The organism is Streptomyces sp. NPDC041122, assembly GCF_055592445.1.
Genome location: NZ_JBVIYQ010000004.1, coordinates 444,514 through 470,278 on the forward strand (window position 1 = coordinate 444,514; position 25,765 = coordinate 470,278).

Sequence of the window (25,765 nt, forward strand, 5' to 3'; positions counted from 1 at the left end):
AGGCAAGTCATGGATCAAGCAAGACGCTTCCCCACCAGGCGCCGACTGCTGCAGGGTGCGGTCGCCGCCGCCGCGCCCGCGGCCCTCCTGCCCGCCGTCCGCGCGACCGCCCAGGCCCGCGCGGTCGACTATCCCCTGGCCGAGTGGAAGGCGGCCAGCACCTCCAACTACACCGCCGCGAACCGCCCCAGCACCTATCCCATCGACTACGTGGTCATCCACGTCACGCAAGAGACCTACGCGGACGCCATCGCCATCTTCCAGAATCCGGCAAAGCAGGTCTCGTCCCACTACGTGGTGCGTTCCAGGGACGGCCACATCGCCCAGTGCGTACGGGAGCGGAACGTCGCGTGGCACGCGGGCAACTGGACCTACAACACACGCAGCATCGGAATCGAGCACGAAGGGTGGGTCGACAAACCCGAGTACTTCACCGACGCCCTGTACGAACAGTCCGCAGCGCTGACCGCCGCGATCTGCGCGAAGTACGACATCCCAAGGGATCGCGAGCACATCATCGGACACAGTGAGGTTCCCGGCGCGGACCACACGGACCCAGGTCCGTACTGGGACTGGTCGCGCTACCTTCGCCTGGTCAATACCGCCTGATCGCGCCGAGGCTCCGAGGCCACCTTCGGAATCAAGCCGACGGCTTCGAATTCAGGAGCCGCCTGCGTGCCGCGTCCTTGTCGGCTCACGGCTCCGGGGCGACGATGGCAGTACCGCACCGCCGTCCCGGGAGGCCGTCTTGACCGAGCCATGGGTGGCCTTGGAAGCGGGCGCGGACCCGGCCGAGCGTTCGAAGGTGTTGCGCCGTGCGCATCAGAGGTTCACCGAGGGCGGGGCGATATCCCTGCCGGTGCGTTCAGTGGTCGCCGAATCCTGGCGCAGATCGGCCAGGGCCCGGGTCAGCCCCGAGGCGGACGGCGCGCCGGTGGAGCTGACCGACGGCGACCTCGGTGCCTATCGGGCGGAGCATCCGCTGACGCGGGTGATGCCTCTGTTCCGTGAGCTGATGGGCACCTTCGCGGCCGACGGGGAGCATCTCCTCGCGGTGTGTGACGCGCAGGGCAGGTTGTTGTGGGTCGAGGGCCATGCGGTGACACGGCGGCGCGCCGACCGGATGAACTTCGTGCCGGGGGCGCGGTGGGCGGAGTCCGCGATGGGGACGAACGCGCCTGGGACGGCCGTTGCCCTGGACCGGCCGGTGCAGGTCTTCGCCGCCGAGCACTTCGCGCGGCGGGTCCAGCCGTGGACGTGCGCGGCGGCCCCCGTGCACGATCCACGCACGGGGCGGCTGATCGGCGCGGTGGACATCACAGGTGGGGACGGCTTGGCGCATCCCCACAGCCTGGCCTTCGTGCAGGCCGTCGCGCGGGCCGGAGAGTCACAACTGGCGCTGCTGGCACCTTCGATGGTCGTCGACGCGACCGTGGAACTGGCCGCCCTCGGGCGGGACGAGGCCCTGTTGATCGCCGGCGGGCGCAGAGTTCGACTCAGCCGGAGGCACAGCGAGATCGTCGTGCTGCTGGCCCGTCATCCGGAGGGGCTGACGGGGGACGAGCTGTTGTGCGCGCTGTACGAGGACGAGTCGGTGTCGCAGGTGACGTTGCGGGCCGAGATGGCGCGGCTGCGGCGCATTCTCGGGGCCGAGTTGTTGCGCTCGCGACCCTATCGGCTGGCGGTTCCGGTCGAGTGTGACGTCGATGTCGTCGAGCGTCGCCTGGCAGCGGGGGCGGTGACGGCAGCAGCCGCGGCGTACGCGGGACCGCTGCTTCCGCAATCGCAGGCCCCTGCCTTGGTGCGGATGCGCAGGCGGCTGGCGGACCAGGTACGGGCGGCACTCGTGGACCGCAACGACCCGGATCTGCTCGCGGACTGGGCACACGCGCCGTGGGGGGAAGGCGATCTCGCGGTGTGGCGAGCGTTGGCCGCGCTGCGTCCGACCCCGCCGGTGCTGGCGTGCCTGAGGGAGCTCGACGCCGAACTGGCCGCACCGGGCCGCCGGCCCGCGTAGAAACGGAATGCTCGCAACGTCGATGCAACCTCCGCACACCTAGCCTCCGATCCACAGCTGCCCGACGGTGGGCAGCCTTTCCCGGGAGGCCAGCCAGCATGACCCGTTACGCAGCGCCCGGCACCGAGGGCGCGATCGTCGCCTATCAGTCGCGTTACGACCACTTCATCGGCGGCGAGTACGTGGCGCCCGCTCGCGGCCAGTACTTCGAGAACCCGAGCCCGGTCAACGGACGTCCCTTCACGGAAATCGCGCGCGGCACCGCGGAGGACGTCGAGCGGGCTCTCGACGCGGCGCACGCGGCGGCGCCCGCCTGGGGGCGCACCTCCGTCACCGAACGCGCGGACGTACTGCGGAAGATCGCCGACCGGATGGAGGCCAACCTCGAACAGCTCGCGGTCGCCGAGAGCTGGGAGAACGGCAAACCGATCCGCGAGACCCTGGCGGCCGACATCCCCCTCGCCATCGACCACTTCCGCTACTTCGCGGGGGTCATCCGCGCGCAGGAGGGGTCCCTGAGCGAGGTCGACGAGGACACCATCGCGTATCACTTCCATGAGCCGCTCGGCGTCGTCGCCCAGATCATCCCGTGGAACTTTCCGATCCTCATGGCGACGTGGAAGCTGGCGCCGGCTCTGGCGGCCGGAAACGCCGTCGTCCTCAAGCCCGCCGAACAGACGCCTGCCTCCATCCACTACTGGATGAGCCTGGTCGCCGACCTGCTGCCGGCGGGGGTCGTCAACATCGTCAACGGGTTCGGTGTCGAGGCGGGCAAGCCGCTGGCCTCCAGTCCGCGCGTCGCCAAGGTCGCGTTCACCGGGGAGACGACGACGGGGCGGCTGATCATGCAGTACGCCTCCGAGAACATCAAGCCGGTGACGTTGGAGCTGGGCGGCAAGTCGCCGAACATCTTCTTCGACGACGTGTGGGCGGCGAACGACGACTTCCGGGACAAGGCACTTGAGGGCTTCACCATGTTCGCCCTGAATCAGGGAGAGGTGTGCACCTGTCCGTCGCGGGCGTTGGTGCAGCGCGGGCACTACGGCGAGTTCCTCGAGGCGGCGATCGCGCGCACCGAGCAGATCAAGGCCGGGCATCCGCTCGACACCGACACCATGATCGGCGCCCAGGCCTCGAACGACCAGCTGGAGAAGATCCTCTCCTACCTGGACATCGGCCAGCAGGAAGGGGCGAAGGTCCTGACGGGAGGCCAGCGTGTGGAGTACGACGGTGAGTTGGCCGGCGGCTACTACGTCCAGCCGACGATCTTCGAGGGCGACAATCGCATGCGAGTTTTCCAGGAGGAGATCTTCGGCCCGGTCGTCTCGGTCGCGTCCTTCAACGACTTCGACGATGCCATCAAGATAGCCAACGACACGCTCTACGGTCTGGGGGCCGGGGTGTGGACGCGTGACATCAACACGGCGTACCGGGCGGGCCGCTCGATCCAGGCGGGCCGCGTATGGACGAACTGCTATCACGCCTACCCGGCGCATGCGGCGTTCGGAGGCTACAAGCAGTCCGGTATCGGCCGTGAGACGCACAAGATGATGCTGGAGCACTACCAGCAGACGAAAAACCTTCTGGTGTCGTATTCGCCGAAGAAGCTGGGCTTTTTCTAGGCAGCAGAAAAGGGCGCCTGACCAGGTGTTTCACCTGTCAGGCGCCCTCCCTGGGCACACCTTAGACCGTGAGGTCGATCGCGAAGTAACTCCCGATATCTCCCACTACTATCCCACCAGTGACCAGCTGTTCCGGGGCATTTCCGGGCCAAGGCCCGGCTCATGTGCTCTCTACGCTGCGGTCCTGCCCCTCCCACCTGCGCATCGAGTCCTCGATCAGACTGTTGGCGTGATTCCGCGCCTCGGCCAGAAACTTGGCGTAGTAGCGAAAGAGGACCTGGATGCTCTGCCCAGCGCGGCGCGCACACTCCGCGGGGTCGACACCGGAGGCAAGCCAGAATGAGATCCCTGCGTGGCGTAGATCGTAGGGGCGTTTCGCCAGCTCAAGGGCAAGTTCATCGAGAGTCAATGCCGCCTCACGCGCACGCCTCCATGTGATGTTGTACACGGAGGTATCGACGTAGTTCCCCGCGCCATTGCGGAACAGACGCCCATCAGGTGCAACACCGAAACTCTCTATGTGCTCGCGCAGCATGCACACCAGCACAGGTGGGATGGGCACGGGCCTGGTCGCCTTCGCCGCCCGTCGCTTCAGTGAGTGGACCTCGTGAACGGCACCGTTGTTCGTCCACTCCTTCCCCGCCGTGACGACCCCGCCCTTCAGGTTGAGGAGCCCCCACCCAGTCGCTGGCAGTCGGCACTGGGACTTCTGCAAGTGAATCACCTCAGCAGGGCGCATCGCGGCGTAATACATGCAACCAAAAAAGGCGTACAGGTGTGGGCCTCGACCGGCCAGCCCCCTGACGGCTGCTAAGGGCTGTCCCGTAAATGATCTTGGAGTTGGCGGGGGCGTGGCGGCTCGGTCGTCAGCGGCGTTGCCTATCCGGCGAGGTTGTGGTTGTGGAGGCAGGCGATGCCGAGCCTGGCGTGGTGGACGCCGTCGCCTTTCAGGCGGCAGTCGCGGAGAGTCTTCCAGCACTTCATGCATGCGAAGACGTGCTCGACGCGAGCCCGGACCTGTTTGTGTGACATGTTGTGCGCTTCCTTCCACTCGGGCAGTTCCTCGCCCTTGCGGCGCCGGTGAGGCATCACGAGTCCGGTGCCTGGATAGCCGCCGTCGGCAATCTTCATCGTCTTGCCGACGGCGGCTTTGGCCCCGGATTCCGCCCACGCCTTGCAGTCGTTGCGGTTGCCGGGCAGGGGCTGGCCGACCACGACGAGTAGGCGGGTGTCGGCGTCGATGACGACCTGGCGGTTGGTGGAGTACCGGTAGTTCTTCGACTGCTCGGCCACCGTGTGGTCGCGGGTCGGCACCAGGGTGCCGTCCACGATGAGCACGGTGTCCTTGCGGAACTGATCCGGGGCTTGAACGCGAGCAGGGGGCCGAGGTGGTTGATGATGCGGTCGGCCGCGGACTTCGAGACACCGAACAGCGGGGCGAGCTGGCGCAGGGGCAAGTTGGTGCGCCAGTACGCCGCGACCAGCAGCACCCGGTCCTCCAACGGCGAACCCCATGGCCGGCCCCGCCGGGCCGAGTCCGCCCCTTTACGGCGCAGTGTGCTCACCAACTTGCCAAAACAGCGCGGGTTCAGCCCGGTGAACGGGGGTATCCAGGACGGCTGCGACGCCGTGATGACACCAGCCACGCTGTGATCATTTCACTGTGACGGGGTGGGCAGAAGGCCGTCATCCGCCCTCTACGCCGTCGGCGAGACAGCGACGCCACCACAGATCAGAGCGCCACTGTCGATGATGGGCGAATGGATCGGGCAACGTGCGCCCGAGGTATGCGGCGTCCAGGAAGACCACTTGGCGTTTCAGCTCCAGGCGAGGTCGGGGTGGCAGCTCCTGAAGGACCTGTTCCAGCACGTCGCGTGCATGCCGCACGTCGTCGAAGGAACAACCGCGGCACGAGCACCGCGCGTACCGCGGATAGAGAGGGCCGCGTCCCTGCGGTGCCAGGAACTCTTGATACCGCCGCAACGCGCGTTCAGTGGCGCCGGGGTAGACGTAGTAGTCGCCGGAACGCCACTCCACCCGATGTATCGCAAGGCTGGTGGGGGCAGAAAGCCCGTGGATCCGGTTGGAGGACAGGGCCTCCCAGGTACGTGGGCCACATCGTTCGGCGCGCAGGGCGCCCGGCCGTCTACGCGGCATCGGCCTTTCGTTGTGCAGTCATGGAGGTCATCATGCCAGCCCCCACGCCCCTGCCACCGCTGGGCCGGAATAGCGGGACAGCCCTTAGATACAGCCCATTCCCATGGTGGAAGTGACCCTGTTTCCCGCGTAGATGTGCGTGCCGGTGCGGGCAGAATCCCGCGCACGTATTGGTCCTCCAGCAGCGGCGCGTAGACGCCACCACTCACGCAGTAACCGCTCCTGCCTTCGAGCCACCCGCGCACGTCACGACGCCGACCCACCATGCGCCCCCCGATCAGCGGGCTGCACACCCCCCGGTCAGCAGGTGAACCCCCCTGATTGACAGATGAGGGCATGGCGTCGACACGGTCCCGTTGTGCCCTCTTTGCGCTCTCTTTCTTGAGGCGTCGCAGGCCCCCGACCAAGATCAAGTCTCGGTCCCGGCAGACGCGCCGGACCGAGCCTTCGACGAGGAGACAACGTGCAGATCAAGGCGTCCCGACGTATCCGAACCGCCGGCGTCGGCGCGGTCACCGCGGCCGCTGTCCTGACCACACTCGCCCCCACGGCGCTCGCGGCGGAACCTGCTCACGGTGACGACAGAGGCAACGCCGCTGAAGGCGTCGCGTACAACGACCAGGAGATCGTCGGGCTCTTCGCGCTCGGCAGCGGTCGCGCCGCACAGGAAAACCCGGACGTGCTCAGCAAGTTCGGCATCCCGCACCAGAACGTGGACGCCGCCAAGACCGCCGCCTTCACCGGCGCGCTGCGTGCGGCGGACCCGCAGTTCCACGAGGCGGTCACCGAGAACGTGCAGAGCGGCGACCCGTACAAGGTCGACGCCGGCCTCACCCGTCTCGCGGCCGACGTGAACAAGGTGACCGACAAGAAGTCCCTCCCCGACGGCGTCGCGCGCGGTTCCTTCTGGGTCAAGACGGACAACGTCGTTCTCCAGACCGGCACGGTGGCCACCACGGTGGCGGCCGTCGCCGAGGTCGGCGTGGTCGTCGTGGTCGCGTACCGGCCCGCCGACGACACCTCGCAGTTCACCCGCGAGGCGCTGAATGTCGCGGTGGCCAAGGCTCTGTAAGCGTCCCGGTGGCCGAGGCGCGCGCTCGTGCGCCGAGGCTCCGTGCACACCGTGTGCCGGATGCCGCCCCTGCAAAGCGGGCGGCACCCCGCACATCCGAGGAAACGTACATGAGCGACACGTCCCAGGCCGTACGGCGAGAGCGCCGGGCCTTCGTCACAGCTGCCGCCGCGCTGTCCGCCGTCCTGATCGCCTCCATCTACTTCGCCATGCCGCGCAACGTGACCACGCAGCCGTGGATGCCTCCGGTGAAGACGGCCTTCTCCGCGTTCGTGCCGCAAGGCTGGGCCTTCTTCACCAAGGACCCGCAGAGCGAACAGTTCGGCGCCTACCGGCTGCGCGGCGGTGGAGCGCGGCCGGAGAACCTCTCCTTGACCCCGCAGGGCAGGCCAGGGAATCTCTTCGGCCTGTCACGGCGGCAGCGCGCGCAGGGGCCCGAGGAGGCGCTGCTCGCCTCCAAGGTCCGTGCTTGGGAGACCTGTCAGGGCTCCAACGACGATTGCCTGCGCGCGGCCGCCGCCCGGCCCGCCGCCTCGGTCACCAACCCCTCACCCCTGCCCTCGCTCTGCGGAGACGTCGTCGTGACCAACCAGAGGCCCGTGCCCTGGGCCTACCGTGAATTGCTGTCCGAGACCTCACGCGTGACCCGTGCGGCGCATCTGAGGATCCGGTGCGATGACTGAGACGACAGAGACCGGGCCGAGAGCGGCGCGAGCCTCGACGGCTGACGTCGACGGGCCGACGACCGAACCGAATACGGCGAAGACGGCGAAGTCGGCAAAGGCGAGCGGCGCCCCATCGGAGACCGGTCAGAGCAGGAAGACGGCCGCGCGAGCGGCGGATCCGCCACCGGGCCGGCTTCCCGACGCCGTGGACCGGGCGCTGCGCGAGTTCGACCCACGCTCGGTGTGGTTCGGCTGGGGCCGGACGGTCATCGCCCTGGCGCATCTGGTCACGCTGGCCTTCACTCCGTCCGCCGCGCTCCTCCACCCTCTCCTCGGCGAACAGCCCTACCCGCACTGTGCGGGCGTGCAGGCCATCTCCACGTACTGCGTGGGTGGTGACGCGGTCTCCCAGGAGTGGCGTCGCTGGATCATGGTCGCGCTGCTCGCCCTGGTCGCCAGCGGATACCGGCCCCGCTGGACGGTGTGGGTCCACGCCTGGATCGCGTACTCGATCGGCGTCAGCACCGCGTTGCCCGACGGCGGCGAGGCCATCGCGCGGATCGTCTGCCTGCTCCTGATCCTGATGGGCTTGGCCGACGACCGGCGTTGGCATTGGCAGCGGCCGACCACCGCGCTCGGACCGCGGCGTCGTGGCGTGGCCTTCGCCGCGTTCTGGGCACTGCGCGTACAGCTGGTGATCCTTTATCTGCAGTCCGGCATCAGCAAGTTCGGTGTCGCGGACTGGTTGAACGGTTCGGCCGAGTACTACGTGTTGCGCGACCCGGTCTTCGGAGTGGCCGAGCCGCTCGCCGCGCCGCTGCTGAAGATGTCCGGAAACGGGCTGCTGGTCAGTGCGATGACCTGGGGTGCGATCCTCATTGAGGTGGTCATCGCCGCATTGTTGATCGGCCCGCAACGCTGGCGGAAGTTGGCCTTCCGGATGGATGTGCTGCTGCACGGCGCCATCATCGCGACCATCGGGCTGTGGAGCTTCAGTCTGATCATGATCGGTGCCGCCGCCGTCGCGGCCACTCCGGACCGCGTGGATCCCGATCGAGAACCGAAGCCGACCTCAGAACCGAAGCCGACCTGAGAACCGAAGCCGCCCCTCACCCCCCACCCCGGCTCAAGGAGAGACACATGACTGCGGACACCATCATCGCGTGCGGAAAGGGCCACGTCTTCTGGGGAAGGTGGGTGCACGGAGCCTCGGTGACCACCATTCGCCTCGGACCGCGCCGGCTGGGCATGTGCAAGGCGGGCCGGCATCTGTCGCTGCTCCGCCGCGTCGACGAGAGGGACCTGACCGCCGCGCAGCGCGCCGCCCTCTTCGACGCACCGTGACGGGAGTACGCCTCGACGGGGTCGTCGCCGGATACCGCGGACGCCCGGTGATCGGCCCCGTCGACACGGAACTCGACCACGGAGTGCATGTCCTGCTCGGGCGCAACGGCGCCGGGAAGACCACGCTCATGCGGGTGTTGGCCGGTATTCTCCCGCCGCTCGCGGGCCGGGTGCTCATCGACGGCACCGACGTGGCCGACCACCGAGAGGCGAAGCGCGCCATCGGCGTACTGACCCACCGTGCCGCGCTCAGCCCGCAGCTGAGCGTGCGCGACAACCTGGAGTTCTGGGCCCGGGTGCAGGGCCTGGACGCCGCGCGACGCGGCACGCGCATACGGGAGGCGGCCGCGCGGTTCGACATCGAAGGGCTCCTCGACCGCCGTACCGCCCGGCTCAGCAGAGGCCAGCTCCAGCGCGCCGACCTGGCCCGGCTCACCCTGCCCGACCCTCATGTCCTGCTGCTCGACGAGCCGTTGACAGGGCTCGACCCGGTCAGCGCCGAACACACCCGCGCACTCGTACGGTCGTGGGGCGAGCGGAAGACCGTCCTGTACTCCACGCACAGCGTGCCGGAGGCGCTGACGCTCGCCTCACGGCTGCTGGTCCTCAAGGGCGGGGTGCTCACCGGACTGCCCACGGCCGCGGAGCCGGAGCGGAGCACGTCGCCCCCCGTGCACGACCTGCCGTCGCCCTCCGTGTACGACCTGCGGACCTCGCGCGGCGGTGGAGGCTGGGAGCGGATCAGCGTCGGGCCGGACACGACGATCGGTGAGCACATCGCCGGGCTCGTCGCCGACGGCGTCGAGGTCACCGGCGTACGCCCGGTTTCCGCGGTCGCCGTGGACACCGCTGACGCCCCCGACACCATCGGGACCCTCGACGGCCGTGCGGGCGGCATCGGGGGCGTCGCACGGTCCGCCGTCGAAACCGCCATCCATCGACTCCTGGATGATTCCTCATGACCACGGATGGACTCCTCGGCGCCCTCCTCCTCCGCACCTGGCGTCATCAGGGCCGCCAGGCCCTGCTCGTACCCCTGGCCGCCGGGACAGGGCTCGTTGCCCTGCTGCTCGTGCTGCCGCACGTCTTTCCCGACGCGGTCCATGGAGAGCTCGTCGCCGCCGACAACGGTCTGGTCGCCGTGTCCGGTCTCCACTCCGACACCGCCCGTGCGCTGAGCACCGCGCTGCTCGTCGCACCCACGCTGCTCGGCGTGGCCGCCGCGCTGATCACGGGAGCGGTCAGCCGCGCCGTGATCTCCGGGGATCTCGTCGGCGGCTCCATGGAGGCGCTGCTGGCCACACCGGTGCGCCTGCGTTCCGTGTATCTCGCCTATACCGCGTGCGCGTTGATCACGGGCGCGCTGTCCTGGCTCGTCCTGGTCCTCTGCTTCACCGGATTCGCCTGGGCGTCCCTGGCGTTGGGCGGCAGCAGCGTGCATCTCAGTGCCGGCTACTTGCTGTTGGGGCTGCTCGTCCCGGCCGCGTCCGTGATGTGGGCCGCCGCCGCCACCGTGTTCATCGGCTTCCGCTGGCCCGCCGGACTGCGGCCGACGTCGGGGTTGGGCGGGGGACTCGCTCGGGCGGTCGCCCTGCTTCCCGCCCTGGGAGTGACGACGGCCGGGAGCGTGGCGCCGGACGCATACACGACGATGACGGACTGGTACGTGAGCGGCACCGTCGCTCTGGCGGCCGCACTGCTCGTGCTGCTGCCGCTGGTGTTCCGGGCGGAACGGGTGCTGGAATAGCGGGTTCCGCCTGGAACAGCGGTTCCGGGAGGGCCCCCCTCGGCCGCTCAGGGACGTGCTCGCCCGGTTTGCGCAAGTCAGGGCCGGAATCCCATGATGGGTACTTGATCATCAGGGGACCGCGGGGGCGACGGGGGCTACGGGGACAGTGGCGGGCAGACGGGTGGGCCGACCTGGTGAGGTCATCGACGCCAGGGACTCCAGGGACTCCAGGGGTGCCGACAGCAAGAGCGCCAAGGATGACAGAGACGCCGTGAGCGTGATCGACGTCGTGATCGTCGATGACGAGGAGCTGTTCCGTACGGGGTTGCGGATGCTCCTGGAGACGGCCGGCGACATTCGCGTGGTCGCGGCGTGCGAGGCGGACGGCGTGCTGAAGGCCGTCGCCGCCCACTCGCCCGACGTGGTGCTGCTCGACATCCGAATGCCTCAACGTGACGGCCTCGCCGTGCTCGAGGACCTCAAGGGGCGCATCCCGACGCCGGCCGTGGTCATGCTGACCTCCTTCAGCGCCGACGCGTACGTGGTGCGGGCGTTGCGCGCCGGGGCGGACGGGTTCCTGCTCAAGGACAGCGATCCGGACGACCTCATCCGCGCCGTGCGCGCGGCGGCGGTGGGCGGTGGACGGCTCTCCCCGTCCATCGCCACGGCGGTCGTGGAGGGGTACGCCTCCTCGCTCGGTGCCAGTACGGTTTCGGGCGCGGAATCGTCGGCGGGGCCGCGCGGTCGGCGGGACGCGATCTCGTCGCCGTCCGACCTGTCGGAACGCGACGCCGTGGAAGGCGACGCATCGGGGCGCGATGTCGTGGAACGCGGCGCATCGGGGCACGACGTCGTGGGACGCGACGCTGCCGGTGCGGAGCAGCGGGCCGCGTCGCGTGCATTGCGGGGGCGCCTGGCCCGGCTCACCGCCCGTGAGCGCGAAGTACTCACCTTGCTCGGCACCGGCCTGTCCAACCCGGAGATCGCGGAGCGGCTCGCCATCACTCCCGGCACGGCCAAGGAGCATGTCAGCGCCACGCTGGCGAAGCTCGGCACGGACAACCGGGTACGAGCCGCGGTCATCGCCTACCGGGCCGGTCTCTTCGACGGGCCCGGCGCCGCCCCCATGCCGGGACGCGCTGACGAAGCGCCCCCGGAACCGGCGCGATGACCCCCGCCGTGCCCCGGCTCCGGCCCTTGCGTCGCCGCTGTGCCACAGAGGCCGTCGTGCTGCTTTTCACGGGCATCGACCTGCTGGTGGAGATCCTCGAGGGCGAGAAGCAGCGGCCGGGCCCGTACGGGCTGGCGCTGACGGTTCTCGCCCTGGCGGCGCTGCCGTGGCGGCGGCGCCGACCCGTGCTGGTGCTGGCCCTGACGCTGCCCGCGCTCCCGGCAGGCATGCAACTGGCCTCCATGGTGGCTCTGGTCGCGGCGGCTCGGGTGCTTCCGCTCCTGCTGGCGTCGCTCTGCGCGACCGTGGTGTCCGGGAGCGAGCTCCTGGACCAACTACTGTGGCGCGACGGAACGTCGCACGCGCCCGGCGATGTGCTGGAGGCGCTGGTGTATTGCGCCGTGTTCGGGGCGGCGCCGGCCGCGCTCGGGCAGTTGCTGCGTTCCCGGGCACGCGTGGCCGAACAGGTCGTGGCCCTGCGGCGGAGCCAGGAGCGTGCCCTGAGAAGTGAACGAGCCACCGTTGAGGAGGCCGCGCGAGCCGCGCTCGCCCGCGAGATGCACGACGTGGTGGGGCACGAGATGAGCCTGATCTCGGTGAGGGCAGCGGTGCTGGCGCGGCGGGCCCCGGACGCGGAGACCCGCCATGAGGCCGAATTGATCCGAGCGGTGAGCCTGCGCGCCCTGGACGAGACCCGGCACTTGGTCAGAGCGTTGCGGGGACAGCGTCCCGAGGAGTCGATTGTGCCGATCGGCTCGCGCCTGGCCGACATCCCCGTCCTCGTCGAACGCAGCGGACTCACGGTGCGGCCTCTGATCGTCGCTCCGGGGGCAGAGACCCATTGGCCCGCCACAGTGGAACTCGCCGCCTATCGCACGGTGCAGGAGGCGCTGACCAACATACTCAAACACGGTGACGTCGAGGTCCCGGTCGCCCTGCGCGTCGAGTCCGTGGACGGCGATACGTGCCTGGTCGTCGAGGTCCGAAGCGGGCTGACCTGGGGCGCCGGGGGTGCGGCCGCGTCCGACAACACAAGGTCAGCCAACTTCCCCGAGGGCGGCGGCCATGGTCTGACCGGTCTGCGCGAACGCGCCCGCATCCTGGACGGCGCGCTCACCGCGGGCCCGACTCCGGACGGATGCTTCCTGCTCCGAGCCGCGTTTCCGGCCCCGGGACACGGGCTCATGGGACCGGAGAACGAACGTGGGCGTGGTCGCCGTCGCCCCGGGTGATGCTCGTCCATCCCGGCCACCGCATCTTCGAGCAGCCCGCCCGCCCCTCGTCGAGCGCCCGGACGACGTCACACCACAACAGCGAGCTTGCCCTGGAGGTGTCCCTCGAGGAGCCGGTGGGCGTCGGACACTTGGTCGTACGGGAACGTGCTTTTCATGCTCTTGATGCTCTTGGTGCCCTTGACCCTTGACGCGGGTGGGGCGCCGACGTGAGGGCCTCGCTCGGCGAATCGCCGGGATGGCATCCAGGAGCGGCAGGAGTTGGGTGACGTCGTGTCGGTTGCCGCCCGTGAGCGTGACGGCGAGCGGGGTTCCCTCGCGGTCGACGATCAGATGGTGTTTGGAGCCAGGACGTGCGCGGTCGACCGGTGAGGGGCCGACATGATCCCCCTTTTGAGAGCCCGGATGTGCGATCCGTCCGCGAAGCAGTCGTCCAGCTCCAGCAGGCCCTCGTGTCGAAGCTCGGTCAGCAGCGCGGCGTGCAGGCGTGGCCAGACACCAAACTCGGTCCAGTCCCGCAGCCGACGCCAGGCCGTCACACCGGAGCAGCCCACGGACTTCTTCGGAACGTCGCGCCAGGCGACACCGGTGCGCAGCACGTACATCACGCCGGCGAGTGCCACTCGGTCGGGAACGCCCAGGCGCCCGGGGTGGCGTCGTCGTCGGTCGGGGGTGGGCGGCAGCAGAGGGGCCACGCGTTCCCACAGATCGTCCGGAACAAGATCAGTACGCACCCGGACACCTTGCCCACCGTGACCGCCAACGGCAAGACCCGCAGCTCGACTTGGCCCAGAAAGCGCCTGGTGTGGTGAGGCGACGGGCGCGAGCCGGATCAGTTCAGCGACGGCGGGACCCAGGCGTGGTGACGCAGGATCATGTGTATGGCGACCCGGGAGGGTGTCAGTCGCATTGCCGTGTTCCGCAGGGTGACGGCCAGCGGGTGGGACAGTTGCTGGCCCATTTTCCCGGCCTGACGGGCGGCTGCTGCAACAGCCTGGCTCCGCGGTCGGCGTTCGTCGTCGTAGCGGGTGAGCGCGGCCTCGATGGTGGGCTCCGAATCGAGGGCGGCGGCCAGAGTGACCGCGTCCTCCAGAGCCTGGCAGGCACCCTGTCCGAGGTTGGGGGTCATCGCATGGGCTGCATCGCCGAGCAGTGCGATCCGACCGACCGCGTAGCAGGGGAGAGGGGTGCGGAGTTCGTTCACGTCGTGATGCAGCACGGCCTCGGGGCGGGTCGCGTCGAGCAGAGCGGGGATCGGGTCGTGCCAGGTGTGAAATCGTCGGCGCAGTTCGGTCAGCGGGTCGGCGAACCACGTCCCGGCGGGAAGGCCGAGGACGGCGTGCCATTCGGCCTTCCCGTCCAGGAGAGCGATGTGTCCGAACTCCGCCCCCCGGCCCCAGGTCAGCTCGAAGTCGGTACGCAGATCGACCGCGTGCTCAGTGATCGCGCGCAGCACCGTCGAGCCGCTGTGGACCGGGCCGGGGTGGTCTGGGAAGAGTTGGCCGCGGATGTTGCTGCCGGTACCGTCGGCCGCGACTACTAGATCGGCCTCCAGGACGGTGGTGCCGTAGCCGACGCGAACCGTTCCCGGGCCGACCTGCTCGACCGTTGCCGCTTCGGAGCCGATCGCCAGTGCCCCCGCGGGCAATGCCTCGCGCAGCAGTCGGTGCAAGGTGGAACGGGGGATGCCCATGATCGGTGTGCCCACCGCCTTCTCCAGTGCGGAACCGTCCATCCGGGCCAGCCAGCCACCTCGGGGCGTCCGGGTGCCACCGCTGTACTGGCCCCGCGACGCGCCCCGGACCGCCCCGCCGACGCGGAGTTCGTCCAGTGCCCGCAGGCCGTTGGCAGCCAATGAAATGCCTGCACCCGCATCCTCCAGCAAGGCCGAACGCTCAAGGACCGTCACGTCCCAGCCAATGCGGTGCAGGCCGATCGCGGCGGCCAGTCCGCCAATTCCCCCTCCGACCACCACTGCCGTGTTGCCCATGACGGAGCCCCCTTCTTCTACATCTGTAGAAGCCGACTCTAGCCGGAGTCTCTACGGGTGTAGAAAGGGGGCATGGCTTCGGATCGGCGCACACTCCTCGCAGACGCAGCTCTCGACGTCCTCGCCGACGAAGGGATGCGCGGTCTGACCCACCGCGCGGTCGACCGCAGAGCAGCCATGCCGCCCGGCACCACCTCGGCCTACTACCGCACCCGCGCCGCGCTGCTGACCGGACTCGTCGCCCGCCTCGTTCAACTCGACCAAGCAGAACTTCACGCGACGGCCGACAAGCTGCCACCCGTGCGTACCGTCAAAGAACTGGTCGACGGCTTGGTGACACTCACCCAACAGCGACTCACCGGCGAAGGCCGCCGACGCTCACTCGCCCGCCACGCTTGCGCCATCGAGAGTGTGCGCGACAAAGAGCTGCGCGAGATCCTCGTACCCCGCGAGAACGCCGGCCGCGAGACCGTCCGGCTGTTCCTTGCCACGCACGGCGCCACCGACGTTGAGAACCGCACCCATGCTCTGCTGACCTGCATCGACGGGCTGGTCTTCGACCGGCTGGTGAACGGCGGCGAAGTGCAACGCGAGGCACTCGAAGGCCTGGTCGCCTCCGCACTGCGTTAAGTCCCAGTCGTCCATGATTCCGCTCCAACCAGCCGGCAGCCCCAGCCATCTCCGCCGCTTAAGAACCTCATTCTGAAACGATCAGTAAGAGGTCGTTTTGCTCTTGAGTGTGTTGTTATCGGCTGCTTTTGTTCGCGCCTTGCGATGGTACGCATGTGATTGCCGGGCTCACCGTGCTCTTTGAGACGAGTGGTGTGACCCCTGGGATGTGAGTTGCCTTGCGTCTGTCTCATCCCAGGACACCCCGTCTGTCCTGCGCTTCCACGAAGCCGGACACACGCCTGGGCGCACGCCCCCGAACGGCGGTACGCCTACGGCATGACACCTCGTCGTGCGTATCCGAGTGATCTGTCCGATGCCCGCTGGGAGTTGATCGAGCCCGTACTGACCGCCTGGCGCTTCGAGCGCCGCGGCCGAGCTCTGGACTTCGGCCGACCACCGCGCCACGACCTACGGGAGATCATGAACGCGATCCTCTACGTGGACCGCACCGGCTGCCAATGGGCCTACCTGCCGCACGACTTCCCGCCCTGGCAGTCGGTCTACGGCTACTTCGCGCACTGGCAAAAGGACGGCATCTTCGCCCAGCTCAACGGCCTGCTGCGCGAACTCGTCCGCCAGCAGGAGGGCAAAAGCCCTCACCCGTCGGCCTGCGTGATCGACGCGCAGAGCGTGAAGACCTCCACCAGCGTCCCCGCCTCCAGCCAGGGCATCGACGCGGGCAAGAAGATCGTGGGACGCAAACGCAGCATCATCACCGACACCCTCGGCCTGCTGCTGGCCGTCCTGGTCACCGCGGCCGGCGTCCAGGACTCCACCGCCGGCCGCATCCTCCTCGAACAGGTGGCCGCCGATCATCCCAGCCTGCGCAAGGTCTGGGTCGACGGCGGCTACCGCAAGCATTTCATCGAGCACGCAGCCACCCTCGGCATCGACCTCGAAATCGTCCAACGCACGCCCGGGACCAGGGGCTTCACCCCAATCCGGAAACGCTGGGCGGTGGAGCGAACCTATGGCTGGCTGATGCTCCACCGCCGCCTGGCCCGCGACTACGAAACCCACCCGCACCGCTCCGAAGCCATGATCCACCTCGCCATGACCGACCTCATGGCCCGCCGCCTCACCGGCGAGAGCCCCATCTCCTGGCACGACCCGACATCAGCACACCAAAGCCGCATTCCGGGATGAAACAACAGGATGAAACGACCTCTAAGCCGAAGCCTCCGGCCAAGCCGGAGAAGCCCAAGCCGACCGACAAGCCCAAGCCTCCGACCGCAAAGCCGAAGCCTTCAACACCCCCGTCGAGCGGGGGCACTTACACGGTCACTGAGGGCGACTCACTCTCCTCGATCGCCAACCGCTTCGGGGTGAGCCTGAGCCAGCTCGCGAGCTGGAACCCCGGCCTGGCGGACACCCCCACCTGATCTACCCCGGCCAGAAGGTGAAGGTCCGTGGTGGCAAGGACGCGGCCACCCCGACTCCGACCGTCACGAAGGAGCAGAAGCCTCGTGAGCAGTCCCATCTCTGCACGCCCGTCTCGAAGCCTGTTGCGCCTGCGGTTCCAAAGCCCTCACAGGATGACCGCCTGGCCCGGATCGAGACGGAGTTGCGAGAGGTCTAGGGCAAGCTCGATGAGGTCTCCGGGAAGCTCGACAAGCTGACTCCACAGCCCAGTCGGAACCCGCCCGCCAAGCCCTCCGAGCAGTCGAAGCCGGACGCGAGCGACAAGCCCGTGCCTACCAGGCCGGCCGTGCCGGTCCATCCCGAGTTCTCGAAGCCGGCACAGGTGCCCGTCGTCCCCCAGCTCGTCATTTATCTGCTACTCCTCGAACTGCTTCACGACCTTGTCCAGGATCGGGAGCTTGCTCGGGCAGTGCTTCTTGCAGACGGCCCGGTAGGCGTCCTCCGCGGCTTTGTCAGCCCTGGCGTCGGTCACTCCATTGTCAACCGCGAGGACGCTGATGGTGATCAGGTCGGCGCTAACCGCTGCCACTGCGCTGGCCTCATCCTTGGAGTCGGAGCACATCTTCTTGACGGACAGGCTCCGAACCGGCCCGGCTCTTCTCGTGATCGGGTGGCCGGCTCAGAAGACGTTGTAGAGGATGACGTACACCCACAGCAGCTGAGGGATGAGAAAAACCCCCTCGATCACCCACATGGAACGGTTTGTGAACCGCTGCCCGGGTTCACCGTCCAGCCATTGCTTCAGCTGGACCCGAGCCGGGTTGAGAGGGTCGTAGACGAGCTCGACCGCCTCGCCCATTTCGATCGGCATTCCGTAATTGGGACGAGTCCGATGTATCGACCGCGCACCTGCGGCGCCCACGTACCTGATGGTCGAGATCGAGGAGTTCTCATCCCATGAAATGCCTATGCATTCACCGGCGACGGCAACTCCGCGTTCTTTCAGAATGCGGGCGCGCCTCCACGGCGCGATCACGAATGCATAGAAGAATGGCAGAGGGGAGAGAGCCCCTAAACCCATGAAGAGAATGACACCCACTGCGGTAACAAACCCCCCAAGAAACTCCAAAGAGAGAGTCATCTTAACACCCGGAAACACTTCCATCGCTGACCCGATTTACGAGGATGGCCCGTTATGTGTGCAGCCAAGGATCCCACTCTTCCATCCCCGGGCGACAGCGTCCCCGGCTGGCTCAATGACCTGGGCAGGCTGTATTTCTCCAAGGATGACGGCGTCCAGGTCAAGGCCAAGATCAATAGGCTGAGCGTCGGCATCGATTATCTGAAGGTCGCCATCGGTGCGGCCGCTGTCGGCCTCACGTTGGTCAAGGCCGACTTCACCGCGCTCAACGTGGACGAGAAGGGAATCGTCCTCTTCGGAAAGCAGAAGGTGACCTGGCCGCACGCCAGGGATGACAAGGCCAAGGGCGAGGCGGCCGAGAAGTACATTGTTAACCGCATGGCGAAGATCGACGCCCGAGTGAGGGAGATCGAATCCCTCCGACGGGCTGGTCAGAACACATACCTGCGGCGGGGACCGGTGGAAGCAAGCAAGCACAAGATCGAAGGCCAGTAGCTTCTTCTCGACCAAAATGCCAAGCATTTCAAATTGATCGTGAAGTTGCCAGAACGAGTGACAATCGTCAGTACTCATGTTGGCCGGATCAAAATTCTCAGGCGATCCGAATTCGCCGCTTGTGAGACGGCGTCGAAATATCCGCGCCGCCGACACGTGGTACTTCTCCTGGAAGGAGAGGAGGAGTTGCACGTTCCGCGACAGGCGGGCTTCCTTGAACTGCGAATAGGTGAAAAAGGAGGCGGTGATCACGAATCCAGTGCCAACTGCGGCACTCGCAGCCCCGATAGCCTTCCAGATCCCTCCCATGTCTGCAGTTAAACATTGGTTCGGGTTCGAGGGTAGACGTTACAACGCAAGTCCCGCGCTTCCGGCTGCGCGGCTTCTACTCCTACGGACAGGTCCGGCGACGAGAGCAGAGACTCACACGCCACAGCCGCACCTTGTTCACTCGCAGCCCTGCTGGCTGTACCCGCTCGAAACCGGGCAGGTCCCTGCGCCACTACACAGAGATCAACAACCACACTGCGTACACGAACACAAGAAGTGGACCAGAGCCCCAACTGACATTCACAGCCACACTGCCGCGGAGAAGGCGCTGGACACCGTGTCGTACGACCCGGCGCCCGCCTGGTGCTCGTGGATGTCACCCGCCGACCTGGCTTCGGACGGCGGCCGGTGCCTCGCCAATCTCGGTCAGCGCCGCCAGGCTCACCAACTCATGAACGAGGGCATCACCCTTCTGCCCACCACCCGCTCCAAAACCAAATCCGTTCTTCTGGCCTACCAGGCCGAGACCTACCTCCGCGACTGCGAACCCGACATCGCCGCGGAGACAGCCACACGCTCCCTCGACCTGGCCGACATGACCGACGCCCCCGGTGCGTGGCGATGATCCGTGACCTCGAACCGGCCTTCGCGCCGTACGCACACACGGCAGGCGTGGGCGAACTCCTCGAACGCCTCCGAGCCGTTGGCTGAGGCGCATTCACCGGCTTCTCAGTCCTGCTCACAAGGTTCAGACGGATGGTCGTGAATCGGTACGTACGAGGATGCCGTCACGCAGCGGGGCCCCGCCGGCCACGAGCATCCAGGGCTTCCGGTCGGCCCGAACAGGTTCGGCGGTGCTCGCGCGGAGGGCGGCGAGGTATTTGCGGACCGTCTGGTGGCTGCCGCGGTAGCCGCGGGCCTGGATCTCCAGGAACAGTCGGGTGCCGCTGCCCTCCCAGGCGTCGCCTGCGGTCTTCCGGTCGGCGAGCTGACTCTCTAATTCGGGCCGACGGATACCGTGGGGGTATGCACACCGACCTCTCTTGGATCGGCGAACACGCCTACGCCGACACGTCGTCTCGCGACACACCAGGTATGCGTGACGGGATCTCGTTGACCGCGATACGCGGCATTGACACGTCCACGTGGCTGGCCCGCCTGGGAGCTGTCACGACCGGTACGCCGGTCGCATACCGGGACTACACCGTCCCGGACGACGTCGAAGGGTCGCTCGCCATGGTCGGCACCAGTGGCGACTGGTCCTTTGTCCTGGAGGACGGGGACGCGGCCACAGTGTTCCTGGCCCAGTTCGACGACGATGACGTTCTGTCCCGTGAAGGGGAGGAGATGGTGTGCGTGACGCTCAACCGCCACGATGCGCCTGCCATGATCCTCTACTCCTCTCCGGCCGATGACCGGATAGCTTGGTCGGCTGAGTTCGCCACGGCCTTCCTGGACGGATACTCCGCGCTTCCCGAAGACACCGCGGCCCGCCTGTCCGTTCTTGACGACGGGCTCGCTGCTCACGGTGCCGTCCATGCCCGGCTCGCTCCTCCGGCCCGTCCGTGGTCGGAGATGGGCCTGGCGGACTGGGCGACGGCCGTGTACCGGGCCGTCGGCCGCGTGTTCGGCATCCGGATCGACCGGGACGCCGTCGAACAGGGACAGCTGCCCGCGGTGGTACTGCCGGAGCCCGTGTAGACGCGACCAGGACATACAGAGGGAGCGGCACGCCTGGCTGTCGGTCGCATCCTGCATCGCGCCCAGGTCGCCGTACTTGTTGGCCCAGCCGTCCTCGTCGCAGACCACGGCGCGGTTCTTGCCGTTACGGCCACCGGGCAGGTAGTAGAGCGGCGTGTTACGGGTCTTGACGCCCATGGTGTTCGGCAGCTTCTCCTGCAGCAGCCAGGCGTGGGCTGCGGCCTGCGGGAACTTGGCCGCGTTGAACGTGTACGTGGGGGCGACGTTAACGAAGACGCATCCGCTCTTGCCGAGGTTCTTCTTCGTGTCGCAGCGGATCATTTCGAGGTCGGACGGGTCGTCCATGCTCCACTGGTAGCCGACGTCCTGGACGCCGGGCGTGTTACCGGCTTGGAGGATTCCGGCGATGCGGAAGTCGAAGGTCCGCTCCTTCTCCGTGTCACCCCAGGTAAACGTGGTCCTGAGGTTGTCTTCGTGGGTGTCGGCGGCCGACGTCCACAGCGCCTTGCCGGGCAGTAGTGCGAACTCTTCGATGAAACGGGAGTGTTCGCCGATCGCGACGACGCGGGCGTCCTTGACGAGGTCGCGCAGCGGTTCCAGGTCGTCGAGCGGAGCCCGGGGGTCCAGGCTTGGGTTGATGCTGGCGTGCGAGCTGCGCCTGGCCGAGAACGTCGCGCCGCGGAAGTACACCTTGCCGCCGGAGAACGTCGCGTTGTCGAAAGGCACCACGCTGCCGGAGAACGTCGTACCGCTGAAGGACACCTTGCCGCCCGAGAACGTCGCGTTGTTGAAAGACACCACGCTGCCGGAGAACGTCACCTGGTAAAAGGACACGTGGCGGCCGGAGAACGTCGCGTTCTCGAAGTACACGTGGCTGCCGGAGAACGTCGCGCCGCCGAAGTCCAGATCGCCGTCGATGGCGACCTCAGTGAGATCAAGAGAGCAGCCCTGCCACGAACGGTGAGCGCCCTGGGGAACGCGGTAGTGGTCTCCGATAGGTCGCAGGATCGTATGCCGGACCTCGCGTAGTGAGCGATACCGGTCTTTCTTGCCCTGGTGGGCCTCGCGCTGTTCTTCGGAGGACGTGTCGCCGGGAGGGTCACCCGGGTCGAGGGGGAAGGGCAGGCGGAGGTAGGCGCACAGGACGTCGATGCAGGTCTGGCGCAGGCTGTCGTCGGGGGCGTCGTCGGCGAGGCCTGCGAGGGCGTGGACGCCGCCGAGGCTGACGGCTGGGGAGTCGGAGCCGAGCTTGTCGACGGCCTGGGAGAAGCGTTCGGTGTGGAGGCGGGTGGCTTCGCGGTGGGCGCCGGCCTCGTCGACGCGCTGGCGCCGGTAGGAGACGACCAAGGCGACGAGCGCGCCCGCCCCGGCGACCACCCCGAAGGAGAGCTTCACCAGGTCGAAGAACGTCTTAGCGTCGAGCTTCGCTGTGCTGTCGATCTCCTCGAAGTCGAACAGCACCACCAGACCGTAGAAGATGCCGCCCGTGACCAGGACCGCAGCGGCGAAGGCAAGGCCCAGCGCCCAGCCGACCCTCCACAGCCGCAACTCCCGATCATTCTGGGCAGATCGGGGCTTCCGGTTGGCTGTCATGAAGCTGAAGACCAGGATGGGAAGTCAGCGGTTGCAGCCCAGTCTGCCAGGCTCCTCACCGCACGTCGGCAAGCCCGCCTCCAGCTCCCCAGCCGCAAGCCAGACCAGCAGCGCTGTCTCATGAGACATGCCTCCCCCGCAGGACGGCGACCGCCGGTCTGCGGCACGAGCGACGTACTGGGCACGGTCGAAGTCGACATGCCGTTCCCCCTTCCGGTCCCACGACGTGTCGCGTTGCCGGTACGAGGCCGCGCCAGGCCGTCAGAATCGTGAGAACGCCACAACCATCGGCAGGCCCCTATCGAGACACACCCCGCCAGCCCAGCACCGACAACGCACCATCCCCGGCCAACAGCCGACACTGCGAAATTCAGACGCTCCGGTCAGAGATGTCATGAGTCAGACCCCAGACCCGGGACAGCACCCATCAGTCCTCCCGCCCGCCACAGCATTCCCATCCGGAAACAGGGAGCATGCTCAGTCCCAGCTCTTACGACATCGTGATCTGACACCGGCCGATCGTTCGCGACCCATTCACAACAGGTAGCCGAGCAGCAGTGCTACTCACGACGGGCACTCGATACGCTCGCAGACGCCGCATCCGTAGGACCGGCACCTGTTTGGCAGAGACCTCACCTGTCACATTGCTGTCACAGCCCCCCCCTATGAGCGGGGTACTGGCTGCCACTGTGTGACCAGGTGGAAGACCTTTCGGGCCGCATAGCGCTTGAGGCGACGGACGATTTCTCGGCGGGTCTTACCCTCCTTGATCCGACGCTCGCAGTAGCCCTGGCTGCGCGGGTCGACCCGCGGAAGGCAACGCGCCGCGCCTGCGCAATGCCCTCACGCCACGCTGGGCAGCACGCGGGTCCGGCCGGTGGCGCCGAGCCAGGCGGCCGAGGGCTTGGGGGTACGGACGAAGGTCTCGCGGTCTACGGCGATCAAGCCGAAGGTGGGCTCATAGCGGCCCCACTCGTAGTTGTCCAGGGCGCTCCAATGGAAGTAGCCGCGGACGTCGATGCCGTCGTTCATGGCGTCGGCAAGGGACGCCAGGGCGCCGGTGGTGTACTGGATCCGGCGGGAGTCGTCGGCGGTCGCGATGCCGTTCTCGGTGACGATCAGCGGGGTGTCGCCGCTGATGAAAGCGCTGTGCCGCACGGCATCGCCCAGTGCCTGCGGGTAGTACTCCCATCCCATGAGGGTGCGTTCCGCGTCCTCGGGCACGGGCAGTCGGCCGTTCGGGCCGATGAGAGTGCGGGTGTACGCCTGCACACCGAGCCAGTCGTCGCCGCGGGCGGCTTCGAGGAAAACGTCCACACGTGGATGCCGGAATGCCGCGGCGACCTCCTCGGATCCGGGCAGGGCCTTGCACACCAGGTTGGCTACGGACCAGCCGGTGCTTACGTGCGGGGCAAAGGACTTGACCGCTTCGACGGCTCGGGTGTGCGCCCGTACCAGAGCGTCGGTGGTGGCCTCGTCCGGAGCCGGCGGGTCCTCGGCGAAGTTCACGGCCTGGCCGGAGGCGAGGGCGGCCTGGGCGGCGGCCATGACGGCGACGATGTTGGGCTCGTTGATGGTGCACACGTGCGCCACGTCCGTGGCGAAGATCGGTGCGGCCGCGGTGAGGTAGCGGGCGAACAGCTCGTCCGATCCGGTGGCGGCCCAGCCGCCGCGCCGGGCGAACCACAGGGGTGTCGTGAAGTGGTGCAAGGTCACCATGGGCCGCAGGCCGCGTTCACGGGCTCCCTCGACCATGCGCCGGTAGTGGGCGATGGCGGCGCGGGAGAACTCGCCCGGGGCCGGTTCGATGCGAGCCCATTCAATGCTGAACCGGTAGTCGGTGAAGCCGAGTTCGGCCAGGAGATCCATGTCCTCGCGCCAGCGATGGTAGCTGTCGCAGGCGTCACCGCTGGGCTCTTTGACGTAGGGGATGTTGCCGTGCTCGAACTCCCACCAGTCGCTGTTGGTGTTGCCTCCCTCGATCTGGTGGGCGGCGGTGGAGGCGCCCCACAGGAATCCGTCGGGCAGACGTCGTGCATGCGTCATGAGTTGCTTCTCTCTTGTGTGTGGCCACGTGCGTGACCAGTCGCGGCGAGCAGGCGGAACGGCGGTCGGGAGGCGGTTGCGGGTGGCGCCTGCGTGGGTCTGAGGGGTCAGGTGGTGGGGTCGAGGGCCTGTTCGCGGCGCGCGTGCAGTTCGCTCTGGACTCGGGCCACGTCCTCGGCGTATGAGCGGTGCAGGAGCGTCAGGACAATGCCGTTGACCAGCATGAGAATGACGAGCGCCCACAGGAAGACGGTGCGGAGCCCGATCGCGTCGCCGAGGAAGCCGGCGCCGAGGCTGAAGGAGGCCCAGGCGATCGCCTCGAAGACGGAGACGTAGATGGCGAAGGCGGCGCCGCGCAGCTCGGGTGGAGTGATGGCCATGACCATGGGGCGATTGACGCTCGGGTTGATGCCTTGGGCCGCGCCCATGAGGGCGAAGAAGACACCGAACAGGGCGATGCTCCCGTAGTCGAACTGGGTCCCGAGATAGGCGAAGCCCGCAAAGGCGAACTGGGCCGCCTGAAGGACGGTGACCAGGCCGTGACGGGGGCTGCGCCGGGTGGCCCAGTCCGCCGCGAAGCCGCCCAAGAGCGTGCCCAGGAAGTAGCCGATGCCGAAAGGGAGCAGCACGATGGACGCCTTCTGCGTGCTGAAGCCGTACACGTCCACCAGGTATACGACGCCGAAGGTGCCCACCAAGAGATGTCCCGACAGGAGACGGGAGACCAGGAGGACGACCAGACTGCGGATCTTGAGGAGCGAAAGCGCCTTGGTCCAGGTGAGCTTCGAGTGGGCGTTGCGCGTGGTGCGGTCGAGGCCGGCGAGCTGTGCCTCGGCCGCACCCCGTCCCGGGTCGCGGAACCACAGCCAGATGGCGAGGCCGAGCAGAATGTTGAAGGTGCCGATGGCCCGGAGGCCCCAGCGCCAGCCCTCGTCGATGCCCGCCAGCTGGCCCTTGAGCGGGCCGATCACCGCGCTCACCAGGGAGACGGCGCCGTAAACCGCACCGATCGCGCGGCCGCGGGTCGATCCTCCGAAGAGGTCGCCGATGAGTTCGGTGATGATGGGGTGCGCGGCCGCGTAGCCGGCCGCCAGGATGGTGTAGAGGACGAGGAGCTGGGTGAAGTTCTGTGAGAAGCCCGCGGCCACGCCCCATACACCCCAGAGCCCGGTGGCCACGACGAGGACGCTCTTGCGCGACCAGCGCTCCGCCACCCACACCCACAGGGGCCCGGTGAAGGCGCCCGCTATCTTCCCGGCGGCGGTCAGTACGCCGAGCGAGCCCAGCGAGACCCCGAGGGACTGCCGGATCAACGGGAAGAGGCTGCTGACCAGGCTTGCCTCGGTGCTGTCGACCAGCATGGTGCCGCCGAGCAGGGACAACTGCCGCCAGCGTCCTTTCACCTGCACCTCGGGTTTAGGCAGGACGGGGCTCTGGCTAAGCTCTGACATCGGGCCGTCTCTCTTCTCTGTGACTTTCTTCGCGG

At 67.8% G+C, this 25,765-nt stretch carries 22 protein-coding genes and 2 pseudogenes; 15 read left to right on the forward strand and 9 right to left on the reverse strand.

Annotated elements, in window-relative coordinates; translation table 11 throughout:
• The first annotated feature begins 9 nt into the window (after positions 1–9).
• From ACZ6B8_RS18080 to exaC, 3 genes are all read left to right on the forward strand, one after another.
• Positions 10–609 (forward strand): N-acetylmuramoyl-L-alanine amidase, encoded by a 600-nt coding sequence (locus ACZ6B8_RS18080; protein ID WP_471607813.1) that lies wholly within the window; start codon positions 10–12, stop codon positions 607–609.
• 139 nt (positions 610–748) lie between these two features.
• Entirely contained in the window at positions 749–2,017 is a 1,269-nt protein-coding gene (locus ACZ6B8_RS18085) for a winged helix-turn-helix domain-containing protein (protein ID WP_471607814.1), read from the forward strand.
• Between the two features lie 98 nt (positions 2,018–2,115).
• Positions 2,116–3,639: an acetaldehyde dehydrogenase ExaC gene (gene exaC, locus ACZ6B8_RS18090; protein ID WP_471607815.1), complete on the forward strand. Its 1,524-nt coding sequence runs from the start codon at positions 2,116–2,118 to the stop codon at positions 3,637–3,639.
• A 160-nt stretch (positions 3,640–3,799) separates the two neighbouring features.
• Here the strand turns inward: exaC and ACZ6B8_RS18095 are convergent, their stop codons facing one another.
• Together ACZ6B8_RS18095 and ACZ6B8_RS18100 are read right to left on the reverse strand one after the other, a co-directional pair.
• Positions 3,800–4,354, reverse strand: a complete 555-nt coding sequence (locus ACZ6B8_RS18095; protein WP_471083008.1) for a hypothetical protein — start codon at positions 4,352–4,354, stop codon at positions 3,800–3,802.
• 164 nt (positions 4,355–4,518) lie between these two features.
• Positions 4,519–5,285 (reverse strand): annotated as a pseudogene (locus ACZ6B8_RS18100) (transposase).
• Between the two features lie 974 nt (positions 5,286–6,259).
• On the opposite strand from ACZ6B8_RS18100, the gene ACZ6B8_RS18105 reads away from it, so the two are divergent.
• From ACZ6B8_RS18105 to ACZ6B8_RS18140, 8 genes are all read left to right on the forward strand, one after another.
• Complete coding sequence (locus tag ACZ6B8_RS18105; protein WP_471607816.1) at positions 6,260–6,868, forward strand: hypothetical protein; 609 nt, start codon at positions 6,260–6,262, stop codon at positions 6,866–6,868.
• 110 nt (positions 6,869–6,978) lie between these two features.
• Positions 6,979–7,551, forward strand: a complete 573-nt coding sequence (locus tag ACZ6B8_RS18110) for an SdpA family antimicrobial peptide system protein (RefSeq protein ID WP_471082999.1) — start codon at positions 6,979–6,981, stop codon at positions 7,549–7,551.
• Positions 7,544–8,626, forward strand: coding sequence for a sporulation-delaying protein SdpB family protein (locus ACZ6B8_RS18115; protein ID WP_471607817.1), 1,083 nt, complete (start codon positions 7,544–7,546; stop codon positions 8,624–8,626). The genes ACZ6B8_RS18110 and ACZ6B8_RS18115 overlap by 8 nt, the downstream gene beginning before the upstream one ends.
• A gap of 47 nt (positions 8,627–8,673) precedes the next feature.
• The gene (locus tag ACZ6B8_RS18120; protein ID WP_471082993.1) at positions 8,674–8,877 is read left to right on the forward strand and encodes a hypothetical protein; all 204 of its coding nucleotides are present in this window, start codon (positions 8,674–8,676) and stop codon (positions 8,875–8,877) included.
• Complete coding sequence (locus ACZ6B8_RS18125; protein ID WP_471607818.1) at positions 8,874–9,839, forward strand: ABC transporter ATP-binding protein; 966 nt, start codon at positions 8,874–8,876, stop codon at positions 9,837–9,839. Before ACZ6B8_RS18120 ends, ACZ6B8_RS18125 begins: the two co-directional genes overlap by 4 nt.
• Positions 9,836–10,624 (forward strand): hypothetical protein, encoded by a 789-nt coding sequence (locus ACZ6B8_RS18130; RefSeq protein ID WP_471607819.1) that lies wholly within the window; start codon positions 9,836–9,838, stop codon positions 10,622–10,624. Before ACZ6B8_RS18125 ends, ACZ6B8_RS18130 begins: the two co-directional genes overlap by 4 nt.
• Before the next feature lie 253 nt (positions 10,625–10,877).
• On the forward strand, positions 10,878–11,777 hold the full coding sequence (locus ACZ6B8_RS18135; RefSeq protein ID WP_471082984.1) for a response regulator: 900 nt from the start codon (positions 10,878–10,880) through the stop codon (positions 11,775–11,777).
• On the forward strand, positions 11,774–13,009 hold the full coding sequence (locus ACZ6B8_RS18140; RefSeq protein WP_471607820.1) for a sensor histidine kinase: 1,236 nt from the start codon (positions 11,774–11,776) through the stop codon (positions 13,007–13,009). Before ACZ6B8_RS18135 ends, ACZ6B8_RS18140 begins: the two co-directional genes overlap by 4 nt.
• A 194-nt stretch (positions 13,010–13,203) precedes the next feature.
• Here the strand turns inward: ACZ6B8_RS18140 and ACZ6B8_RS18145 are convergent.
• Positions 13,204–13,743: pseudogene (locus ACZ6B8_RS18145) on the reverse strand (IS5 family transposase); the annotation flags it as partial.
• A 98-nt stretch (positions 13,744–13,841) separates the two neighbouring features.
• Positions 13,842–14,999, reverse strand: a complete 1,158-nt coding sequence (locus ACZ6B8_RS18150) for an FAD-dependent monooxygenase (RefSeq protein ID WP_471607821.1) — start codon at positions 14,997–14,999, stop codon at positions 13,842–13,844.
• Positions 15,000–15,071: 72 nt separating this feature from the next.
• Here ACZ6B8_RS18150 and ACZ6B8_RS18155 point away from each other — a divergent pair, with 72 nt between their 5' ends.
• Together ACZ6B8_RS18155 and ACZ6B8_RS18160 are read left to right on the forward strand one after the other, a co-directional pair.
• Positions 15,072–15,629: a TetR/AcrR family transcriptional regulator gene (locus tag ACZ6B8_RS18155; RefSeq protein WP_471607822.1), complete on the forward strand. Its 558-nt coding sequence runs from the start codon at positions 15,072–15,074 to the stop codon at positions 15,627–15,629.
• Positions 15,630–15,947: 318 nt separating this feature from the next.
• A complete protein-coding gene (locus ACZ6B8_RS18160) occupies positions 15,948–16,817 on the forward strand; it encodes an IS5 family transposase (protein ID WP_471607823.1) in 870 nt (289 codons plus the stop codon).
• A 631-nt stretch (positions 16,818–17,448) separates the two neighbouring features.
• Here ACZ6B8_RS18160 and ACZ6B8_RS18165 read toward each other — a convergent pair.
• Positions 17,449–17,622 carry a hypothetical protein gene (locus ACZ6B8_RS18165; RefSeq protein ID WP_471607824.1) on the reverse strand — a complete coding sequence of 58 codons (174 nt, stop codon included), beginning with the start codon at positions 17,620–17,622 and terminating at the stop codon, positions 17,449–17,451.
• 90 nt (positions 17,623–17,712) lie between these two features.
• A complete protein-coding gene (locus tag ACZ6B8_RS18170; RefSeq protein WP_471607825.1) occupies positions 17,713–18,174 on the reverse strand; it encodes a hypothetical protein in 462 nt (153 codons plus the stop codon).
• A gap of 54 nt (positions 18,175–18,228) precedes the next feature.
• On the opposite strand from ACZ6B8_RS18170, the gene ACZ6B8_RS18175 reads away from it, so the two are divergent.
• Complete coding sequence (locus ACZ6B8_RS18175) at positions 18,229–18,669, forward strand: hypothetical protein (RefSeq protein ID WP_471607826.1); 441 nt, start codon at positions 18,229–18,231, stop codon at positions 18,667–18,669.
• Between the two features lie 607 nt (positions 18,670–19,276).
• Positions 19,277–19,564: a hypothetical protein gene (locus ACZ6B8_RS18180; RefSeq protein WP_471607827.1), complete on the forward strand. Its 288-nt coding sequence runs from the start codon at positions 19,277–19,279 to the stop codon at positions 19,562–19,564.
• A gap of 371 nt (positions 19,565–19,935) precedes the next feature.
• Here ACZ6B8_RS18180 and ACZ6B8_RS18185 read toward each other — a convergent pair whose 3' ends face one another.
• The 3 genes from ACZ6B8_RS18185 to ACZ6B8_RS18195 form a co-directional block, all read right to left on the reverse strand.
• Positions 19,936–22,233: a pentapeptide repeat-containing protein gene (locus ACZ6B8_RS18185; RefSeq protein WP_471607828.1), complete on the reverse strand. Its 2,298-nt coding sequence runs from the start codon at positions 22,231–22,233 to the stop codon at positions 19,936–19,938.
• A gap of 843 nt (positions 22,234–23,076) precedes the next feature.
• On the reverse strand, positions 23,077–24,279 hold the full coding sequence (locus ACZ6B8_RS18190) for a glycoside hydrolase family 1 protein (protein WP_471082973.1): 1,203 nt from the start codon (positions 24,277–24,279) through the stop codon (positions 23,077–23,079).
• 107 nt (positions 24,280–24,386) lie between these two features.
• Positions 24,387–25,730 (reverse strand): MFS transporter, encoded by a 1,344-nt coding sequence (locus tag ACZ6B8_RS18195; protein ID WP_471082970.1) that lies wholly within the window; start codon positions 25,728–25,730, stop codon positions 24,387–24,389.
• Between the last annotated feature and the right edge of the window lie 35 nt (positions 25,731–25,765).

Excerpts from the sequence above, each read along its gene's own strand:
- exaC (WP_471607815.1), top strand. The coding sequence starts at position 2,116 with ATGACCCGTTACGCAGCGCCCGGCACCGAGGGCGCGATCGTCGCCTAT.
- ACZ6B8_RS18130 (WP_471607819.1), top strand. The coding sequence starts at position 9,836 with ATGACCACGGATGGACTCCTCGGCGCCCTCCTCCTCCGCACCTGGCGT.
- ACZ6B8_RS18195 (WP_471082970.1), bottom strand. The coding sequence starts at position 25,730 with ATGTCAGAGCTTAGCCAGAGCCCCGTCCTGCCTAAACCCGAGGTGCAG.
- ACZ6B8_RS18080 (WP_471607813.1), top strand. The coding sequence starts at position 10 with ATGGATCAAGCAAGACGCTTCCCCACCAGGCGCCGACTGCTGCAGGGT.
- ACZ6B8_RS18160 (WP_471607823.1), top strand. The coding sequence starts at position 15,948 with ATGACACCTCGTCGTGCGTATCCGAGTGATCTGTCCGATGCCCGCTGG.
- ACZ6B8_RS18175 (WP_471607826.1), top strand. The coding sequence starts at position 18,229 with ATGTGTGCAGCCAAGGATCCCACTCTTCCATCCCCGGGCGACAGCGTC.
- ACZ6B8_RS18120 (WP_471082993.1), top strand. The coding sequence starts at position 8,674 with ATGACTGCGGACACCATCATCGCGTGCGGAAAGGGCCACGTCTTCTGG.
- ACZ6B8_RS18190 (WP_471082973.1), bottom strand. The coding sequence starts at position 24,279 with ATGACGCATGCACGACGTCTGCCCGACGGATTCCTGTGGGGCGCCTCC.
- ACZ6B8_RS18115 (WP_471607817.1), top strand. The coding sequence starts at position 7,544 with ATGACTGAGACGACAGAGACCGGGCCGAGAGCGGCGCGAGCCTCGACG.
- ACZ6B8_RS18110 (WP_471082999.1), top strand. The coding sequence starts at position 6,979 with ATGAGCGACACGTCCCAGGCCGTACGGCGAGAGCGCCGGGCCTTCGTC.
- ACZ6B8_RS18185 (WP_471607828.1), bottom strand. The coding sequence starts at position 22,233 with ATGACAGCCAACCGGAAGCCCCGATCTGCCCAGAATGATCGGGAGTTG.
- ACZ6B8_RS18150 (WP_471607821.1), bottom strand. The coding sequence starts at position 14,999 with ATGGGCAACACGGCAGTGGTGGTCGGAGGGGGAATTGGCGGACTGGCC.
- ACZ6B8_RS18170 (WP_471607825.1), bottom strand. The coding sequence starts at position 18,174 with ATGACTCTCTCTTTGGAGTTTCTTGGGGGGTTTGTTACCGCAGTGGGT.
- ACZ6B8_RS18140 (WP_471607820.1), top strand. The coding sequence starts at position 11,774 with ATGACCCCCGCCGTGCCCCGGCTCCGGCCCTTGCGTCGCCGCTGTGCC.
- ACZ6B8_RS18155 (WP_471607822.1), top strand. The coding sequence starts at position 15,072 with ATGGCTTCGGATCGGCGCACACTCCTCGCAGACGCAGCTCTCGACGTC.